Source organism: Streptomyces sp. NPDC088910 (assembly GCF_044749865.1).
Lineage (GTDB): Bacteria > Actinomycetota > Actinomycetes > Streptomycetales > Streptomycetaceae > Actinacidiphila.
Map to the genome: position 1 here is coordinate 851,657 of NZ_JBIVIV010000001.1, position 18,685 is coordinate 870,341.

At 69.0% G+C, this 18,685-nt stretch carries 11 protein-coding genes, 1 tRNA gene and 2 pseudogenes; 12 read left to right on the forward strand and 2 right to left on the reverse strand.

Annotated elements, in window-relative coordinates; translation table 11 throughout:
* The first annotated feature begins 90 nt into the window (after nucleotides 1-90).
* A complete protein-coding gene (locus ACIP4Z_RS03585; RefSeq protein WP_188280294.1) occupies nucleotides 91-366 on the forward strand; it encodes a hypothetical protein in 276 nt (91 codons plus the stop codon).
* A 144-nt stretch (nucleotides 367-510) separates the two neighbouring features.
* Nucleotides 511-2,325 (forward strand): glutamine--fructose-6-phosphate transaminase (isomerizing), encoded by a 1,815-nt coding sequence (gene glmS, locus ACIP4Z_RS03590; protein ID WP_401304792.1) that lies wholly within the window; start codon nucleotides 511-513, stop codon nucleotides 2,323-2,325.
* A 181-nt stretch (nucleotides 2,326-2,506) separates the two neighbouring features.
* Here the strand turns inward: glmS and ACIP4Z_RS03595 are convergent, their stop codons facing one another.
* Nucleotides 2,507-3,028, reverse strand: coding sequence for a universal stress protein (locus tag ACIP4Z_RS03595; RefSeq protein ID WP_355336983.1), 522 nt, complete (start codon nucleotides 3,026-3,028; stop codon nucleotides 2,507-2,509).
* 831 nt (nucleotides 3,029-3,859) lie between these two features.
* Here ACIP4Z_RS03595 and ACIP4Z_RS03600 point away from each other — a divergent pair.
* From ACIP4Z_RS03600 to ACIP4Z_RS03610, 3 genes are all read left to right on the forward strand, one after another.
* Nucleotides 3,860-5,158 (forward strand): helix-turn-helix domain-containing protein, encoded by a 1,299-nt coding sequence (locus ACIP4Z_RS03600; protein WP_355336981.1) that lies wholly within the window; start codon nucleotides 3,860-3,862, stop codon nucleotides 5,156-5,158.
* Between the two features lie 5 nt (nucleotides 5,159-5,163).
* A complete protein-coding gene (orn, locus tag ACIP4Z_RS03605; RefSeq protein WP_355336979.1) occupies nucleotides 5,164-5,766 on the forward strand; it encodes an oligoribonuclease in 603 nt (200 codons plus the stop codon).
* 136 nt (nucleotides 5,767-5,902) lie between these two features.
* Nucleotides 5,903-5,978 (forward strand) — tRNA-His (locus ACIP4Z_RS03610).
* A gap of 78 nt (nucleotides 5,979-6,056) precedes the next feature.
* Here the strand turns inward: ACIP4Z_RS03610 and ACIP4Z_RS03615 are convergent.
* Nucleotides 6,057-8,984, reverse strand: coding sequence for a glycoside hydrolase family 48 protein (locus tag ACIP4Z_RS03615; RefSeq protein WP_401304796.1), 2,928 nt, complete (start codon nucleotides 8,982-8,984; stop codon nucleotides 6,057-6,059).
* 264 nt (nucleotides 8,985-9,248) lie between these two features.
* Between ACIP4Z_RS03615 and ACIP4Z_RS03620 the strand changes: the two genes are divergently transcribed.
* The 7 genes and pseudogenes from ACIP4Z_RS03620 to ACIP4Z_RS03650 form a co-directional block, all read left to right on the forward strand.
* A complete protein-coding gene (locus ACIP4Z_RS03620) occupies nucleotides 9,249-10,820 on the forward strand; it encodes a cellulose binding domain-containing protein (protein WP_401304798.1) in 1,572 nt (523 codons plus the stop codon).
* A gap of 299 nt (nucleotides 10,821-11,119) precedes the next feature.
* Nucleotides 11,120-12,919: a discoidin domain-containing protein gene (locus tag ACIP4Z_RS03625; RefSeq protein ID WP_401304800.1), complete on the forward strand. Its 1,800-nt coding sequence runs from the start codon at nucleotides 11,120-11,122 to the stop codon at nucleotides 12,917-12,919.
* Between the two features lie 482 nt (nucleotides 12,920-13,401).
* A complete protein-coding gene (locus ACIP4Z_RS03630) occupies nucleotides 13,402-14,556 on the forward strand; it encodes a S1 family peptidase (protein ID WP_401304802.1) in 1,155 nt (384 codons plus the stop codon).
* A gap of 262 nt (nucleotides 14,557-14,818) precedes the next feature.
* The gene (locus ACIP4Z_RS03635; protein ID WP_401304804.1) at nucleotides 14,819-15,415 is read left to right on the forward strand and encodes an RNA polymerase sigma factor; all 597 of its coding nucleotides are present in this window, start codon (nucleotides 14,819-14,821) and stop codon (nucleotides 15,413-15,415) included.
* A gap of 823 nt (nucleotides 15,416-16,238) precedes the next feature.
* Nucleotides 16,239-16,811, forward strand: coding sequence for a hypothetical protein (locus ACIP4Z_RS03640; RefSeq protein WP_401304806.1), 573 nt, complete (start codon nucleotides 16,239-16,241; stop codon nucleotides 16,809-16,811).
* Between the two features lie 40 nt (nucleotides 16,812-16,851).
* Nucleotides 16,852-17,028: pseudogene (locus ACIP4Z_RS03645) on the forward strand (helix-turn-helix domain-containing protein); the annotation flags it as partial.
* A gap of 2 nt (nucleotides 17,029-17,030) precedes the next feature.
* Nucleotides 17,031-18,267: pseudogene (locus tag ACIP4Z_RS03650) on the forward strand (tyrosine-type recombinase/integrase); the annotation flags it as partial.
* Between the last annotated feature and the right edge of the window lie 418 nt (nucleotides 18,268-18,685).

Genomic DNA, 18,685 nt, shown 5'->3' on the forward strand with positions numbered 1-18,685 from the left:
CGGCCGAATTTTCACCCCCTTGGCCGCTTCCCCTGCCCGAAATCGGGCAGGATTCTTGCAAAGCGCAGATGATCACATCAGTATCGACGGGTGCTCGAACGCCGGACGTCCTACGAGGACCTGATCGACCACCTGGTGCGCTCCACGCCGCTGCACCGCGGCGAGGCGAGCCGGGTGGTGCTGGACGTGCTGGCGTACTTCGACGAGACGACGGAGGAGTTCGTCCGCAGGAGACACCGCGAACTCCAGGCCAAGGGCCTGGTCAACGCGGACATCTTCGAGCGGATCGCCGAGGAGCTGCCGCACCGCGCGGTGGCCCCCTCGGCCCTCTCGCAGCGCCAGCTCCGCCGCATCGTCTACGGCTGAGCGACCGAGCCAACGATGCGGCCGAGCGACCGAGCCGACAATGCGGCCGAGCGGCCGAGCACCGTCGGCCACCGGGACAGGGCACCCGGGGGCCGAAAAGAACAGAACAGAACACGGACAGACACAGGGACGAGGGACGACCATATGTGCGGAATCGTCGGATACATCGGCAGGCGTGACGTGGCACCGCTGCTCCTCGAAGGGTTGCAGCGGCTGGAGTACCGGGGTTACGACTCCGCGGGCGTCGTGATCACCGGAAAGTCCGGCGAGCTGAGGACCGTGAAGGCCAAGGGCCGGGTGCGCGAGCTGGAAGGCCGCATCCCCAAGCGCTTCGCGGGCACCACCGGCATCGCGCACACCCGCTGGGCCACCCACGGCGCCCCGAGCGACCACAACGCGCACCCGCACCTCGACGGGGACAGCAAGGTCGCGATCGTCCACAACGGGATCATCGACAACGCGTCCGAGCTGCGCGCCAAGCTCTCCGCCGACGGCGTCACCTTCGCCTCGGAGACCGACACCGAGGTGCTGGCCCACCTGATCGGCCGCGCCCAGGCGGAGACCCTGGAGGAGAAGGTCCGCGAGGCGCTGCGCTCGGTCGAGGGCACCTACGGCCTCGCCGTCCTGCACCGCGACTTCGCCGACCGTATCGTCGTGGCCCGCAACGGCTCCCCCGTCGTCCTCGGCATCGGCGAGAAGGAGATGTTCGTCGCCTCCGACGTCGCCGCGCTCGTCGCCCACACCCGCCAGGTCGTCACCTTGCAGGACGGCGAGATGGCCACCCTCAAGGCCGACGACTTCCGCACGTACACCACCGAGGGCTCGCTGACCACGGCGACGCCGACCACCGTGGAGTGGGAGGCCGAGTCGTACGACATGGGCGGCCACGACACGTACATGCACAAGGAGATCTCCGAGCAGGCGGAGGCGGTCGACCGCGTGCTGCGCGGCCGGATCGACGACCGGTTCTCCACCGTGCACCTGGGCGGCCTGAACCTGGAGCCGGGCGAGGCCCGCCGGGTGCGCCGGATCAAGATCCTCGGCTGCGGCACCAGCTACCACGCGGGGCAGATCGGCGCCGGGCTGATCGAGGAGCTGGCCCGTATCCCCGCGGACGCCGAGCCCGCCTCGGAATTCCGCTACCGCAACCCGGTGGTCGACCCCGACACCCTCTATGTCGCGGTCTCCCAGTCCGGCGAGACGTACGACGTGCTGGCCGCCGTCCAGGAGCTCAAGCGCAAGGGCGCGCGGGTGCTGGGCGTGGTCAACGTGGTCGGCTCGGCCATCGCCCGCGAGGCGGACGGCGGCACCTATGTGCACGCCGGGCCCGAGGTCTGCGTGGTGTCCACCAAGTGCTTCACCAACACCGTGGTCGCCTTCGCGCTGCTCGCCCTGCACCTGGGCCGGATTCGCGACCTGTCGGTGGCCGACGGCAAGCGGATCATCGAGGGCCTGCGCCGGCTGCCCGGCCAGATCGACGAGATCCTGAAGACCGAGCCGGAGATCAAGGCGCTGGCCAGGCGGTACGCGGACGCCAAGTCGATGCTGTTCATCGGGCGGGTACGCGGCTACCCGGTGGCCCGCGAGGCGTCGCTGAAGCTCAAGGAGGTCTCGTACATCCACGCGGAGGCGTACCCGGCCTCGGAGCTGAAGCACGGGCCGCTGGCCCTGATCGACCCGTCCATGCCGACGGTCGCGATCGTGCCGGACGACGACCTGCTGGAGAAGAACCGGGCGGCCCTGGAGGAGATCAAGGCCCGCAGCGGGCGCATCCTCGCGGTGGCGCACCAGCCGCAGGAGAAGGCCGACGACACCATCGTCGTACCGAAGAACGAGAACGAGCTGGACCCGATCCTGATGGGCATCCCGCTCCAGCTCTTCGCGTACCACACGGCCCTCGCACTGGGCCGGGACATCGACAAGCCGCGTAACCTGGCGAAGTCCGTGACCGTCGAGTAGCCGAGCGATCGGCTCGTCGCCGGTCGCGCATACGGCGAAGGCCCCCGCCAGCCCGGCGGGGGCCTTCGTAAACGTCCGTACGGGACGATCCCGCACGGAACGTGCGACCGCCCGCCGCGACCCTCCGTGACCCGCCACGACCCGCCACGACCCGCCACGACCCGCCACGACCCTCCGCGCCCTACGGAATGACCACCACGGGCCGCTGCGCCCGCCGCGCGAGCCGCCCGGCGACCGAGCCGAAGATCCGGCCGACCAGGCCGTGCGTCCCGCCCACCACGATGGCGTCGGCCTCGTACTCCCGGCCGACCTCCTCCAACTCGTGGCAGATGTCGCCGCCGCGCTCCACCAACACCCAGGAGATCTCGGCGAGGTGGTCCGCGCAGGCCAGTTCGAGGCCGAGGACTTCGGTGCGGTGGTCGGGCACGTCCACGAAGACCGGCGGTTCGCAGCCCGCCCACACGGTGGCCGGAAGCCGGTTGGCGACATGCACGATGATCAGCGCGGAGTGCGTCCTGCGGGCCATGCCGATGGCGTAGGACAGGGCGCGCTCGCTGGAGAGGGAACCGTCGAAGCCCACCACGACCCCGTGCCGGAAGGCAGGATCGCAGGCGTGCCGCAGCGCTGGAGCCTGCTCGGGCAGCGCCGCCGACTCGGCGAGCGGCCTGCCGTCGGCGGGCTCGGGAAACTCATGACCGGCCATGATGCGGATTCTCGGCGAGGGCGGCGCTGACGCGCCGAGCGGCGGACAAGGACGGTGCGCGCGGGGCGGGCCGCCGGAACCAGCCGGTTTCGGCCAGTTCGCCACTTCCCGTCCCACTGACTCCAGAGTACGGCCGCGGAGACCGCCTGCACAGGCTTGCCGGGGCTCCACAGCCCTGTCGTACCCGGCAGGTACCCGGAGTTTCCGGAAGAATGCCGGAGCCGGGCCCAGAGTGCAACGCCATCACGCCAACCGGCGGCACGGTTCAGCGCACCGGCGCACCGTGGGGGCGCATCGGGATCACCCGTCCGTGGCTCTTCCGGAACGCCTCGGAACCCCGCCGGAGGGACCTCGGACCGGTGCGCAGGACACCTCCGGCGCACGTGAACGACGTGTTCGGGCTCCGGCAGGCGCGCGGGCCGGCCGCGCGCCGCGCACCGCTCCCCGCACGCGGTGGGCGCACTACCCGGCGCCCTTTACGCACACCGGCCCGCCGAACGACGTTTTTCGGCCAACTTCTCTTCCCTGCGCGCCGATTGGGCTTCCGGATCATTAACACCCCCACCACCTGCGGTTCTACGATGCCCAAAGACGCGGAGGGGGCGTTTGGTGGCCCGTGTGGCGGGAGGCGTACTTCCCAGCGGGCTCAGCGAGTGAAACGCTTCGTGATCGAATGCTTTACGCCACGTTGTCTTGTCGACTTAGCGTCAGATGGTGAACTAGTCACTAACGCCCCACCTGACACAGTAGATTTGATCATGGGTGGCCTCATGGGGGAAAACATGCAGGACCGAGGGGACGACGCGTCGATTCGAGGGGGGCTTGAGCTCCATGAGCCAGGAGTCCAGTTCCGTTACGGCGGCGGACAGTCCGTCGCAAGCACCATCGGCATCGCCTCGCGCCATTCGTAAACTTTCCGCGCGACGCCGACCGGAAGTCGTCGCCGTGCTGCTCTTCAGCGGCGGACCGATCTTCGAGAGCTCCATACCGCTCTCGGTCTTCGGCATAGACCGGCAGGACGCGGGCGTGCCCCGCTACCGGCTGCTGGTCTGCGCCGGGGAGGACGGCCCGCTGCGGACCACCGGCGGACTCGAACTGACCGCGCCCTACGGCCTGGAGGCACTCTCCAGGGCAGGCACGGTCGTCGTGCCCACCTGGCGCTCGATCTCCCAGGCACCGCCGCCCGAGGCGCTGGACGCGATCCGCCGCGCCCACGAGGAGGGTGCCCGGATCATCGGACTGTGCACCGGCGCCTTCGTGCTGGCCGCCGCCGGGCTGCTGGACGGCCGCCCGGCCACCACACACTGGATGTACGCGCCCACGCTCGCCAAACGGTATCCCTCGGTGCACGTGGACCCCAGGGAACTGTTCGTGGACGACGGCGACGTCCTCACCTCCGCGGGGACCGCCGCCGGGATCGACCTGTGCCTGCACGTGGTGCGCACCGACCACGGCGGCGAGGCCGCGGCGGCGCTGGCCAGACGGCTGGTCGTACCGCCCCGCCGGGCGGACTGGCAGACCGGTCAGCGACACCTCGACCGGTCTTTACCCGAGGAGATCGGCGCCGACCCGCTGGCCGAGGTCGTCGCCTGGGCGCTGGAGCATCTTCACGAGCAGTTCGACGTCGAGGCGCTGGCCGCGCGCGCGTACATGAGCCGTCGGACGTTCGACCGGCGGTTCCGCTCGCTCACCGGCAGCGCGCCGTTGCAGTGGCTGATCACCCAGCGGGTGCTCCAGGCGCAGCGGCTGCTGGAGACGTCGGACTACTCGGTCGACGAGGTGGCGGGCCGCTGCGGCTTCCGCTCGCCCGTCGCGCTGCGCGGGCACTTCCGGCGGCAGCTCGGCTCCTCCCCCGCGTCCTACCGGGCGGCCTACCGCGCCCGCAGGCCGCAGGACGAGCCGGACCGCACGCCGCCCGCACCCGACCTGCCGCCGCCCCGGCGCGGCCCGGTCTCCCAGATCCTGGCCGCCCCCGGCAAGACGGACAGTGACGCCTACGTCGCCGCCCGTGTGCCCGAGCAGCCCGGCAGCAGGGCCGAGGCGGCCGAGAGCGCGTCCCGGGGGCGGCTGCGCGCCCCACGCAGCCTGGGCGCCGCACTGCCCGGCTCACGGGATCGCCCCGTAGGGTGAGGCGTATGAACGACCGGATGGTGTGGATCGACTGTGAGATGACCGGGCTGTCGCTGGCCCACGACGCGCTGATCGAGGTGGCCGCGCTCGTCACGGACTCCGAGCTGAATGTGCTCGGGGACGGGGTGGACGTGGTCATCCGGCCGCCCGACGAGGCGCTCGTGACCATGCCGGACATCGTGCGGGAGATGCACACCTCCTCCGGTCTGCTGGAGGAGCTGCCCGGCGGGATCACGCTCGAAGAGGCCGAGAAGATCGTGCTGGGGTACGTGCGCGAGCATGTGGCCGAGCCGCGCAAGGCGCCGCTGTGCGGGAATTCGGTCTCCACCGACCGCGGCTTCCTCGCGCGCGACATGGGGACCCTGGAGCAGCACCTGCACTACCGGATCGTGGACGTCTCCTCGATCAAGGAGCTGGCCCGCCGCTGGTACCCGCGCGCGTACTTCAACAGCCCGGAGAAGAACGGCAACCACCGGGCGCTGGCCGACATCCGCGAGTCGATCGCGGAGCTGCGCTACTACCGCGAGGCGGTCTTCGTCCCCCAGCCGGGGCCGGACACCGACACCGTGCGGGCCATCGCGGCCAAGCACGTCCTGCCGGCGGAGTAGCGCGGCCGGAAGGCCCTGCTGAGCGGCCAGGAAAGGCCGCGGAGAGCGGCCGCGAAAGCTCGCCAAAAGGGATGCGCGAGCACGCCCCCGCACCCTGTACACTTCTTCAGGTCGGCGCCTGAAAGCGCCGGACATGGTGGGTGTAGCTCAGTTGGTAGAGCACCTGGTTGTGGTCCAGGTGGCCGCGGGTTCAAGTCCCGTCACTCACCCCATACGAGAGGCCCGGCCCGCGGAAGCGGACCGGGCCTCTCGCGTGACTCACGTCACATCAGGGGTGGTCGTACGCCGCCTCACTCGTTGAAGAGCAGCGCGTACGAGCCCATCGCCAGCGCGATGTCCGCCTGGGCCCAGAAGCGGTGGTAGGTGAAGGTCGGGGCGGCTCCTCCGCCGAGGTAGGTGGCGATCTTGGACCAGTTGGGGTCGTTCTTGTAGAAGGAACGCAGCTCCAGGAAGGTCGAGCTGGAGTTGATCTTGTCGCCGTTCGGCATGGCGCCGGAGAAGGTGGACGGGACGTAGACCGGGTCGTTGAAGCGGGAGAAGTCCGTACGGGTCTCCGGCACCGCGATGCCCAGGGCGTCCTGGTTGTTGCTCCACATGCCGTCCAGCAGCGCCTTGGCCGTGGTCTTGGCGGCGGCGTTCCCGGACTTGGCGCCGTAGTACGACAGGGTCTTGGCCAGGGCGGCGGCGACACCGAGGTCGTTGCCGTAGGACGTGACCGTGACGTGCAGGTTGGCGTTGGCGCCCGGCGAGGCGGCGTTCCAGGTGTCGGGAGCGCCGGTCCAGGCCAGGTCGGACGGGATCTTGAAGGTGCCGTCGGGGTTGATGGTGGTCTGGGAGATCGCCCAGGTCACCCACTTGTCGAGCACCGCCTTGGCCTTGGCGTCACCGGTCTGCTGGTAGTACTCGGCGACGCGCTCCATCGACCACGCCTGCATGCCGAACCACTGGTTCGACGGCGGGTCGTGGTAGACGGGCTCCCAGTCGTACGCCATCCCGTAGAAGGTCGGCGTGCCGGCCGGGGGCTGGGCGTAGGCGCCGTCCCAGCTATTGGTGGCACCGCCCGCGATGCCGCCCTCCTTGGACTGGAGCCAGGTGTAGAACTCCAACTGCCGGGTGAGGCTGGTCGACCAGTCCTGCTTGCCGGTGGCCGACTTGGGGGCCATCGCCGGGTCGGTGGTCAACGCGTAGGCCGCCAGCGGGTTCTGGTAGCCGAAGTGCGAGGCGCCGTCACCGATCCGCCAGGACCAGCCGCCGCCCGTACCGCTGGAACCGCCCCAGGCGTAGTACCAGGACAGCAGGTAGTGCTCGCTGTCCTTGCCGGTGCCCGCCGGGCAGGACGGACTCGTGCAGTTGCCGATCTTCTTGAAGTACTTGTCGAAGAACGAGTACCGCAGGTAGTCGCCCATCTTTCCGGCCTTGGCGACCGTGGTCGCCACATCGGCGCCCTTGCCCTGCGCCTTGGCCCAGGTGTCCGCCCAGTAGGCGGCCTGGATCGCGCGCGCGTCGGCGTCCGGGGCGTCGGTGTACTTCCACTGCTTGGCGTACGACGAGTCGCCGGTGAACAGGTCCAGATAGCCGTTGGTGCCGCCGTACTTGAAGGCGTCGCAGGTCGGCTGCGGCACTGTCTCCCACACCGACTCCTGCGCGCCGCGCTGGAAGGTGTTGATGTACGAGGGACCGGCCGCCGTCGGGCCCAGCTCGCAGCCGCCGCCGGGCGTGTCACCGAACCCGTAGGTGTTGTCCACGTCCTGGAGCCAGTGCATGCCGTAGATGTCGGACGTGCCGTACGCCGACTTCAGCTCGTTCGCGATCGGGTCCTGACCGACCGGGACGCTCGTGTCGAGCTTGGACGGGTAGTCCGAGGGCAGCGGGTGCTCCGGCGCGTACGTGGCGGGCTTGCTCGGGTCGTAGAAGCTGTTCGTGGGCTGGTCGGCGGAGGTGGGGATCATGTACTTCTCCATCAGCGCCCAGGCCCCGTTGAACTTGCTCCAGTCCTGGGTGATCCGGCCGTACATCGCCTGGAGCCAGATCAGGTACGAGTACGCCTCCGACGTCGTCTCGTGCCCGTAGTCCGGCGCCTCCACGATCAGGGTCTCCACCGAGTGGTAGGGGATGCCCTGCGGGGAGAAGTAGCCGTTGGCCGGGTCGGTGATCTTGCCGTAGAGGTTCAGGAAGCGGGAGTCGTACGTGCCGCTGGTGCCCGTCACCTCCGTCACCGTGACGTCGGCCTTGGCGAAGCCGGTGGCGGTCGCGGAGAAGGTCGCCGCTCCGCTGCCGGTGGCCGCGGCGGCGACGGTGACCGTCTGCGCCGTGCTCCAGTTGGCGGGGGTGAAGGTCAGGCTGGCGCCGGACTTCACGGTCAGCGAGGTGTTCCCCGAGGTGCGCGCGACGGCGACCGTGACATTGGCCGACGGCGCGCCGGACAGCTTGACACCGAAGGTGCCGGTGCCGCCCTGCGTGACCGAGACCTGCGTGGGCGAGGCGACGATCGAGGGCCCGGCGGCCACGTGCACGCCCACCGGGGTCGATTCGCCGGACGCGCCCAGGCTGTCGTACGCCTTGGCGTAGACCGAGTAGTCACCGGCCGCGACCGCGGGCCAGGTGAAGGTGTAGGGCGAGGTGGTGTCGGTGCCCAGCAGCGTGGTGTCGCTCCAGAACTCCACCTTGCTGACGGTCGCCGAGTCCGCCGCGACCGCGGTGGCCGCCAGCGGGATGCTGGCGCCGGCGGTGTACGTGGCCCCGGCCGACGGGCTGGTGAGCACGGTGAGCGGTGGCTGGTGAGCGCCCCCGCATACGGTGCCGTTGACGGCGAAAGCGGTCGGCGCCGCGTTCGTGCCGCTGTAGTTGAAGTTGGCGCTCGTGGTCACACCGGCGTTCGGCGCGATCGTCTTGTTCCAGTCGAGCGATTTGACGGTGACGTTCTTCCCGGTCTGCGACCAGGTGCCGTTCCAGCCGCTCTGGAGCGTCTGGTTGCCGGCGTAGGCGTACGTCAGTGTCCAGCCGTCGATCGCGGCCGTACCGCGGTTGGTGATGGTGGCGTTGGCGGTGAAGCCCGAACCCCAGTCGTTGGCCGAGTAGTCGACGCTGCACTGGAGAGTGGCCGCGTGGGCGACGGTTCCGCCGCCTGCCACGGTCAGGGCGAGCGGCAGGGACAGCGCGACGGCGAAAGCCGTCACCAGCCTGCGGATCCGCTTGCTGAACGGTCTTCCTCTGGGCATGCGAGAAGCCCTCCTCGCGGTTCTGTGGGGGGATGGAAACATCTGAACCAGTGGGAGCGCTCCCACAATCAAGGCGCTGTGAGCGCACTGTCAAGAGGTGAAGCAGAACGGCATGTTCATGCCGCTATCACCGGAGAGTCGCTACAGAAGTCGACACGGTCGTCACCGAACCCCTACCGCCCTCGCCGACTTGCCGCTATGGTCTGCGGCGGACCAGTGGGAGCGCGTCCACTTCTCGATCCCCCCACTTACGAGGAGTCGCACATGCGACGACCCACGCGCACCGCGGCATTCGGGATCGCGGCCGTCACGACGGCCGCGACCGCCGCCGCGCTACTACCCGCCGCGCTCGGCGCGACCGCGTCGGGTGCCGCCCCCGCCTGTTCGGTGGCCTACTCGGTGACCAGCCAGTGGGACGCCGGATTCCAGGGCGATGTGGTGATCACCAACAACGCCGCCGCGACGACCAGTTGGAATCTGAGCTTCGACTTCCCCGGCAGCCAGAAGGTCACCCAGGGCTGGAACGGCACCTGGACCCAGTCCGGCAAGACCGTCAGCGTCGCCTCGATGTCGTACAACGGGACGATCGCCACGGGCGGTTCGGTGAGCGCCGGATTCCTGGCCAACTGGTCGGGCTCCAACCCGGCGCCGACGGTCTTCAAACTCAATGGGACCACGTGCAATGTGAACGGCACGACGCCGCCCACCACGCCCCCGACGACCCCGCCCACGACACCGCCGACCACTCCCCCGACCACACCGCCCACGACACCACCGACAACGCCGCCGACGACGCCGCCGACGACTCCGCCCGGTGGTGACACCGCGCCGCCCAAGCTGCACGTCTCCGGCAACCAGCTCGTCGACTCCACCGGCAAGAACGTCGTGCTGCACGGCGTCAACCGCTCCGGCACCGAGTTCATGTGCGCGCAGGGCTACGGCGTCTTCGACGGCCCGGTGGACGACGCGGCGATCGACGCGATCAAGAGCTGGCACGTCACGGCGGTCCGCGTCCCGCTCAACGAGGACTGCTGGCAGGGCCTTTCGTACGTGCCCGCCGCGTACGGCGGCGCCAACTACGTCTCGGCGATCACCGGCTGGGTCAACCGGCTGGTCGCGCACGGCATCACGCCGATCGTGGAACTGCACTGGAGCCACGGCACGTACACCGGCAACTCGGCGGGCTGCTCGGACGTCAACGCGACCTGCCAGAAGCCGATGCCGGACGCGCAGTACGCGATCCCGTTCTGGACCGGCGTGGCCAACGCGTTCAAGAACAACACCTCGGTGGTCTTCGACCTGTTCAACGAGCCCTACCCGGACCGCGCCACCTCCACCACCGAGCAGGCGTGGACCTGCTGGCGGGACGGCGGCACCTGCCCGGGGATCGGCTACCAGGTGGCCGGCATGCAGTCGATGATCAACGCCGTACGCGGCACCGGCGCGCAAAACGTGATCCTGGCGGGCGGTCTGGCGTACTCCAACGACCTGACGGGCTGGCTGGCGCACAAGCCCACGGACCCGACGGGCAATCTGGGCGCCGCGCTCCACGTCTACAACTTCAACACCTGCTCCTCGGCGGCCTGCTGGGATTCGCAGGTCGCGCCGGTCGCGGCGCAGGTCCCGCTGGTGGCCGGTGAGATCGGCGAGAACACCTGCTCGCACGGCTTCATCGACCAGTTCATGAACTGGCTGGACGCGCACAAGCTGTCGTACCTGGGGTGGACCTGGAACACCTGGGACTGCTCCTCGGGACCGTCGCTGATCTCGGCGTACGACGGGACGCCGACGGCGTACGGGATCGGGCTGCGCGATCACCTGGCGTCGCTGGGGTAGCCCGGTGACGTGACGAGCCGGAGCGGTCCCGCGCATGGATGGCGTGTGCGGGGCCGCTCCTTCGCGCCGCGCGGGAGTGCGAGGCGCGAACGACGGCGCGCGGGGTGTGAGCTGCGGGTTCGGCGTCCGCTCGCGTTCGGTTCTCGAAATCGGGCACGGGGCCAACTGACCATTATTGAACAACTCATTGACGCGGCTGTTCGGCGCTTGTAAACATCACCTCGCCGGGAGAGCGCTCTCAATGCACTCCGGCTCCCTCCGGCCTCCATCACGGACCCCCACCCGGTTGAGGAGAACACATGTCAGGCAGCACTACCCTGTCGGTGCGCCAACGGCCATGGCGCGGCGGGCGCCGGCCGGTTCTGATCTTCACCGTCCTCGCGGCCCTGCTGGCGAGCCTGGCGCTCGTCTGGACCCAGTCCCCGGCCCGCGCGGCGGACACCCTGCTCTCCCAGGGCAAGCCGGCCACCGCGTCCTCGACGGAGAACGCGGGCACGCCCGCGTCGGCCGCCGTGGACGGCAACACCGGCACCCGCTGGTCGAGCGCCGCCGCCGATCCGCAGTGGCTCCAGGTCGACCTCGGCTCCTCGCAGACGATCACCTCCGTCACCCTCAACTGGGAGGCGGCGTACGCGAAATCCTTCAAGATCCAGACGTCGGCCAACGGCACGACCTGGACCGACATCTACTCCACCACGACCGGAACGGGCGGCAACCAGACGCTGACCGTAAACGGTTCCGGGCGCTATGTCCGGGTGTACGGCACGGTCCGCGCCACTCAGTACGGCTACTCCCTGTGGGAGTTCCAGGTGTACGGCAACGGCGGTACGACGCCGCCCGCCGCCTGCGGCACGGCCAACGCCGCGCTGAACCACCCGGCCACCGCGTCCTCCACCGAGAACGCGACCACCCCCGCCTCGGCGGCGGTCGACGGCAACACCGGCACCCGCTGGTCCAGCGCCTTCGGCGACCCGCAGTGGCTCCAGGTCGACCTCGGCTCCTCGCAGACCATCTGCAAGGTCGGCCTCAACTGGGAGGCGGCGTACGCCACCGGCTTCCAGATCCAGGTGTCCGACAGCGGTACCGGCGGCTGGACGAACATCTACTCCACCACCACCGGGACCGGCGGCGTCCAGGCGCTCAACGTCACCGGCACCGGCCGCTACCTGCGGGTCAACGGCACCGCCCGCGCCACCGCGTACGGCTACTCGCTGTGGGAGCTGACCGTCAACACCACCGGCGGCGGCACCACGACTCCCCCCACCACACCGCCCAGTGACAGCTTCTGGGGCACGACGGACGACATTCCGGCCGCGCACAATGTGATGGAACTGAAGATCCTCAACCGGACCAACGGCCAGTACCCGGACAGCCAGGTGTACTGGAGCTTCAACGGCACGGTCCACTCGATCGCCGAGCAGCCGTACTTCGACATGCCGGCGAACTCCTCGGGCCGGATGTACTTCTACCTCGGCTCGCCGAACAGCCAGTACTACGACTTCATCGAGTTCACCATCGGCGCCAACGTCTTCAACGGGAACACCACCCGGGTCGACGCCTGGGGCCTGCCGCTGGCCATCCGGCTGCACACGCACGACGGCCAGGATGTCCAGCTCGGTGACAGCCAGGACCTGTTCAACCAGAGCCGGGAGGCGACCTTCGCGCAGTTCCAGGCCGCCGTACCGCAGCAGTTCAAGGTGCTGGCCCAGACCCAGGCCCCGTACCGGATCATCGCGCCGGGCAGCGACCCGAGCTTCCGCGCGGGCGGCGCGAACGCCAACTACTTCACGGCGTACGCCAATTCGGTCGGTGTCAACGAGCCCACGTCCAACATCTTCGGCTGCGCGGGCTCGCTGGCGGGCAACCCCGGCATGTGCGCCGCGCTCAACCGGCACACCGCCAACCTCCCGTCCAGCCAGTGGGAGGACCCGACCAAGTTCTACACGGGCGGCGACCCGGCCAACTGGTACGCCAAGTTCTGGCACGACCACGCGATCAACCACCTCGCCTACGGGTTCCCGTACGACGACGTGGCCGGGCAGGCCGCGTACGCCTCGCTCCAGAACCCGCAGTGGATGGAGATCGCGGTGGGCTGGTAGCACCCGCTGCCGCTCCTTCCTTCTCACCGTTCTTTTCTCCTCCCCCCACAAGCCGGGGGCGGGCGGCGGCCGTTCATGGCCGCCGGCCGCCCCCGGCGGCATGTCCGGGTCCGGACGCGCGTCCGGGTCCGGCGGGACGTCCGGGTTCAGTCCGGCGGCGCGGCCGAGGCCCGTAGCGGGTCCGGGTCCGGCGGCGCGTCCGAGGCCCGTGGCGGGTCCGGGTCCGGCGGCGCGCGGGTCCGGCTTCTTTGCGACTCGGATATCTCGCCATGGCGGACGTTTTACCTCCGGATATCCATGGACGAAACGGGTGTTACGCGTGAGGCGGTGTTGACATGTGCTCGACATCGTTTGATGGTGGGGGACGGCCGGTGGTGAGAGCGCTCTCGTGCGGTGGAGGCGCGCTGGACTGCCGGGCGCTGTTCGAGTGTGTTGTCCCCCCACGAATTCTCGCTCGCGAGAAGGTGCAAAGGAGCGCGTCGATGCGACGTATGACTCGTACGGGCTGGTGTCTGTCCGCCGTAGTGGCTTTGGGAGTAGGGGCGTTGGGGCTGGCGCCGGTGACCTCGGCGTCGGCCTCCGAGCCGTTGTCGCCGGGACTGGTGAGCGCCATGCAGCGGGACCTGGGGCTGACCCAGACGCAGGCGACCGCGCGGCTGAAGGCCGAGGCGACGGCGACCACGCTGGCGCCCACCGCCCGGCGCGCGGCCGGAAAGGCGTTCGGCGGCGAGTGGTTCGACGCCGCCTCCGGCAAGCTGGTGGTGGGGGTGACCGACAGCGCCGCGACCGAGGCCGTACGCGCGACCGGCGCTTCGACCGTGAAGGTCGCGCACACCGCGGCCGCGCTGGACTCGGCCAAGGCCGGGCTCGACACCGCGGCCAAGTCGTCGGCCGGTGCGCCCGCCGCGGTGCGGAGCTGGCGCGTCGACGTCACGACCAACCGCGTCGTCGCCGACGTACAGGCGGGGGCGGAGAACCGCGCCGACGTGGCGGCCTTCCTCGCGCCCGCCCGCGCCGCCGGGCTGCTGACCGTCAAGGCCGACAACTCCCCCGCGCCCCGCACCTTCTCGGCCGGGACCGTCGGCGGTGACCCGTACTACATCAACGGCAACACCCGCTGCTCCATAGGCTTCTCGGTGGTCGGCGGCTTCGTCAGCGCCGGGCACTGCGGCACGCCGGGCAGCTCCGTGGCCGGCTGGGACGGCTCGGCGATGGGCACCTTCGTCGGCTCCACCTTCCCCGGCAACGACTACTCCTACATCTCCATCGGCAACGGCTGGTGGACCGTCCCGGTCGTCCTCGGCTGGGGCACCGTCAGCGACGTCCTGGTCCGCGGCTCCAACGTCGCCCCGGTCGGCTCCTCCATCTGCCGCTCCGGCTCCACCACCCACTGGCACTGCGGCACCGTCCTGTCCCAGGGCGACACCGTCAACTACGCCCAGGGCGCGGTCTACAGCCTGACCGGCACCAACGTCTGCGCCGAACCGGGCGACTCCGGCGGCTCGTTCATCACCGGCGACCAGGCCCAGGGCGTCACCTCCGGCGGCTGGGGCAACTGCGCCAGCGGCGGCCAGACCTGGTTCCAGCCGGTCAACCCGATCCTGAGCCGCTTCGGGCTGACCCTGGTCACCGCCTGACCGGATTCGGGACCCGTCGCGGTCCCGGTGATGCGTGACAGGTGATGCGTGGCAGCTGCGCCTGGTGCGAAGTCGGCGAGGACTTCGGCCGGGTCGGCGGAGTCGGTCGCATGTCGTGTGTCCATGCCTCTAGGGGCGTGTGAGGCGCCGGATTCTTGAAGCCCAGCCCTTTCGGGGGCGGTGGAAAGAATCCGGCGCCTCGCGCGTCCTACTCCATGTCCGGCAACGCGGGGCGACCCGCAGATCGAATGGAGCGGAGGACATGGGACAAGGCTCGGGGGCCATGACGACGAGCGCCGTACCGCCGCCGAAACGGCTGTCGGAGGAGCTGGAAGGGCTCATCGAGGCAGAACTGAAGGAGGTACATCCCCGCCTGCTCAGGGCGGTCAGGCGACTGACCCGGGACGCGGTCCTCGCCGAGGACATCACGCAGGAGGCGTGCATCGCCGTCATCCTGGAGTACCGCAAGGGCACCGTCTTCGAGAAGCCGGTGATCGTCTTCGCGACGGTGGTCGCCCGCAACAAGCTCAAGTCGCACTACAACCGGCTCGGTACGCGCTACGAGGACCCGACCGGGGAACTCCCCGAAGGCGTCCTGTGGCCCGGCGTTCTCGGCCGCCCCGCCGCGGACCATCTCACGGCCTCACTGGAGTTCATCGAACTCCTCGCCGCCGTACGAGCCGCGATCGGCCACGAACGCCCGTACACCATATGGGAATTGACCCATGTGTGGGGCCTGAGCGGGGTCGAGATCGCCGCCCACCTGGGCGTCTCGCCCGCGACCGTCAGCAAGGACCTGAAGAAGGCCACCCGACTGGCCTTAGGCATCGGCCCGGAGGAGGAATGGCGCGCGGAATAGGTCTGCTTCTCGGGACCACGGATCACTTTCACCGTGGTCCCGAGTCGGGATCTAATCCCGACACGAAGAACAGGGGGAGACAGGGAGGATGCACGTGTCGAAACCGAATCGAGGGGATTCACCGCACGAAAGGATGCTGGCATACCTGAACGAGAGTGACCGCACGATGAACGACCCGCCCGAGCCCGAGGGGGGCAAGGGCGTTGGGGGCACGACCGGTTGGCATGAGCTGTACGGGGGACTCATGGCGACCGCGGAGGCAGTCCGGATCGTGGCGGGGGCCACGGCGGACGCGCCGACGACCGGGGAGGACGTCGCCGGCGCACCACGGGAACACCCGGGGGAACACCAGGGGGAATGGGTACCGGTCGGCGGCACGCGGGGGCGCTGATCCGTATCCCGAACGTGCCCGTTGCCCGACGCGAGGGGGTCGTCGGGCAACGGGCACATCGACGGGTGGCAGAGCTCACGTCAGACGTGACGACATGAAGTGTCCGCACGGGCCAAATGTACTTCAGGCCCGTTGACGGGGAATCCAATGGGCGGCTCCAATCACCCCTGTCGCCACCTATCGGTAACCTCATAGCGACTCACGCCATGTCGAACGGCCAACTCGCCAGCACCGGCCTCGCTCTGCGTTAAATATACACCGGCGAAGGAAGTGCAATCAGGGCTCAGCCTTCCTTCAACAACCGCGCGAGCCTCTTTCGCCGCTTCATCGCGCCAGTATCGAGAAGGTCTTTGAGTCATACCAAATTCCTACCGCGCGTTCCAAGAGCGACCCTCCACCAACACCTCCGCAGTAGTCGATCAGACTCTGCTCATGCTGGTATATCAGCACATCATTGCCACCGGGAATCTCAATCCGGTCAATCTCTCGGACGTCAGAAGAACTGTATCCGGCACTACCGATAGCATGCCTGCGATCACTAAATGCACGATGGATTCTGACGTGAATAGTGTTCGCCTTGGTCGCCGACCCGACATACACCTTTCCATCATTCGTCTTGATGATGTAGACGCTCTGAGTATTGGGCGCGTTCAACCGGCCGGAAGACGACTGGGACCCAAAGATTCGACATCCGTAGTCGTTGTGAACGAGGACCGACGTCTCACCCGCCAGCACATAGTACGTGTGCTACGCGACCTCCTTCCGCGAGTACAAGGGCAGCGACCCGACGACGAAAGGTCTGGCCGCGACGCCCGCCGCACCTGGCGCACCGAACAGGCCAGCGCCCACGCCGGCCTCCCCGATTCCGATGCGGACACGACTCTCGTCTTCGGCCACTGGGGCTACCTCGGCTCGGGCTACAGCCCCGGCGCCCCCCTCCTCGCCGCTGACGTCTGGCACCGCAGGGAACTTCAACGCCACTTCGCGGCCGAAGGCGGCTGCTGATGACCACGACTTCTCCGCCCTACACCCGGCGGTGCGTCCGATGCAGGAACTGCTGACGATCCCCCAGGTCATGGCTCGCCTCCAACTCGGCCGCTCCGCCGTCTACGACCTGCTCCGCACCCGGCAACTCGACTCGATCACCCTCGGCCGCGCCCGCCGCATCCCCGCACACGCCCTCACGGACTTCATCCGCACCCGACTCGAACAGGACGCCGCCAGACCACACCCCGCGACACCCCCGCCTCCCGACGGACCCGCGCCAACGGCGACGGAACCGTCTACCAGCGCAGGGACAACCGCTGGGAAGCCGCCGGATACGTCCTCGCCCCCGGCGACACCCACCGCCGCATCCGCGTCTACGGCACTACCCGCAAAGAGGCCCTGGCCAAGCTCACCGAGAAGATCGCCGCCAGCAACCGTGGCCTCCCCATCCCGTCCGCGCAGGGCTGCGTACCTGACGTACTGGCTCGATGCTGTCGCCGTCCACCAACTCCGGGAGAACACCCACACCCGCTACACCGCCGTTGCCCGGATCTACCTCACCCTCGGCCTCGGGCGGAAGTAGCTCGTCAAGCTCACCGCCAAGGACATCCGCACCTGGCTCAACCAGCTCCGCACCACCTGCCGATGCCGCACCCCCGGCCTCGATACCGCCCGCGACCAGCCCCTCTGCTGCGCTGCCGGAAAGTGCTGCTCCAAGCGGCTCTCGCCCCTGACCCTCGCCTACGTGCACTCCGTCCTCAAGTCCGCCCTGGAACACGCGGTACGCGAGGAAGAGATCCCGCGCAACGTCGCCCGCAACGTCCGCACCGGCACACCCCGATCCCGCCGCTTCGAACCCCTCACCGCCGACGAGGCCCGCACCTTCCTCACCGCCGCCCAGGGCCACCGCCTCCACGCCCTGTTCGAACTCGCCCTGCGCACCGGGCTCCGGAAGGGCGAACTCCTCGGCCTTCGTTGGGAAGACCTCGACCACGGCAGCGGCACCGCCAGCATCCGCCGCACCCTCCGGCGCACACGCACCGGCGGATTGACCACCCTGCCCACCAATACAGTCAGCTCCGAACGCCGCATCGCCCTCCCGGCCCCCTGCCTGCTCTCACTCCGCGCCCACCGCCAGCAGCAAGCCCAGGAGAAGGAGAAGGCCGGCGCGGGCTGGGTGGACAGCGGCCACGTCTTCACTCGGCCCGACGGCCACCCCATCGAACCCGCCACCCTCACCCGCCACTTCAACGCCCTGCTCCGCCGCGCCCGCCTTCGCCAGATTCGCTTCCACGACCTCCGCCACTCGACCGCGACACTCCTCCTGGAACAGGGCGTCGAACTCATCGTCATCAAGGAACTCCTCGGCCACGCCCACATCGGCGTCACCGCCACCGTCTACGCCCACGTCCGACTCCGCCTCCAACGCGACGCCATCGACCTCCTCGGCCGTACCCTCGGCAAGCCCTCCGAGACCGGCCACCGACCCCGACGACGGCGACGACCCACCGCTTTGTGCAGCACCCGTCCGCTGACGTTGCCGTCAACTACTGCCGTCAGACACCACGGAAGCCCCACCGGAAACAGATCCGGTGGGGCTTCCGCATTACTCCAATGCGATCAGTCCTCGAATTTTACAAAACTGCGCAATGTCACTTTGGAGAACCCGTCGAATTCGCCGAAATTTCCATAATCATATCGCGGGAACCCTGCCTCCAGGTCAACGCCGCAAAAGTATCGGACCCCCGGGGCCTTCCAGTAGATATGATCTAGATTTTTCAGACCATCCTCCATTGCGCAGATTAGCCCAGGCTGATCCGGCGCGAAAAGTGCAAGCAGGTGGGAGCGAAGAAGAATCCCACTTTGTGTGAACGCGGCCACAATATTCTTTT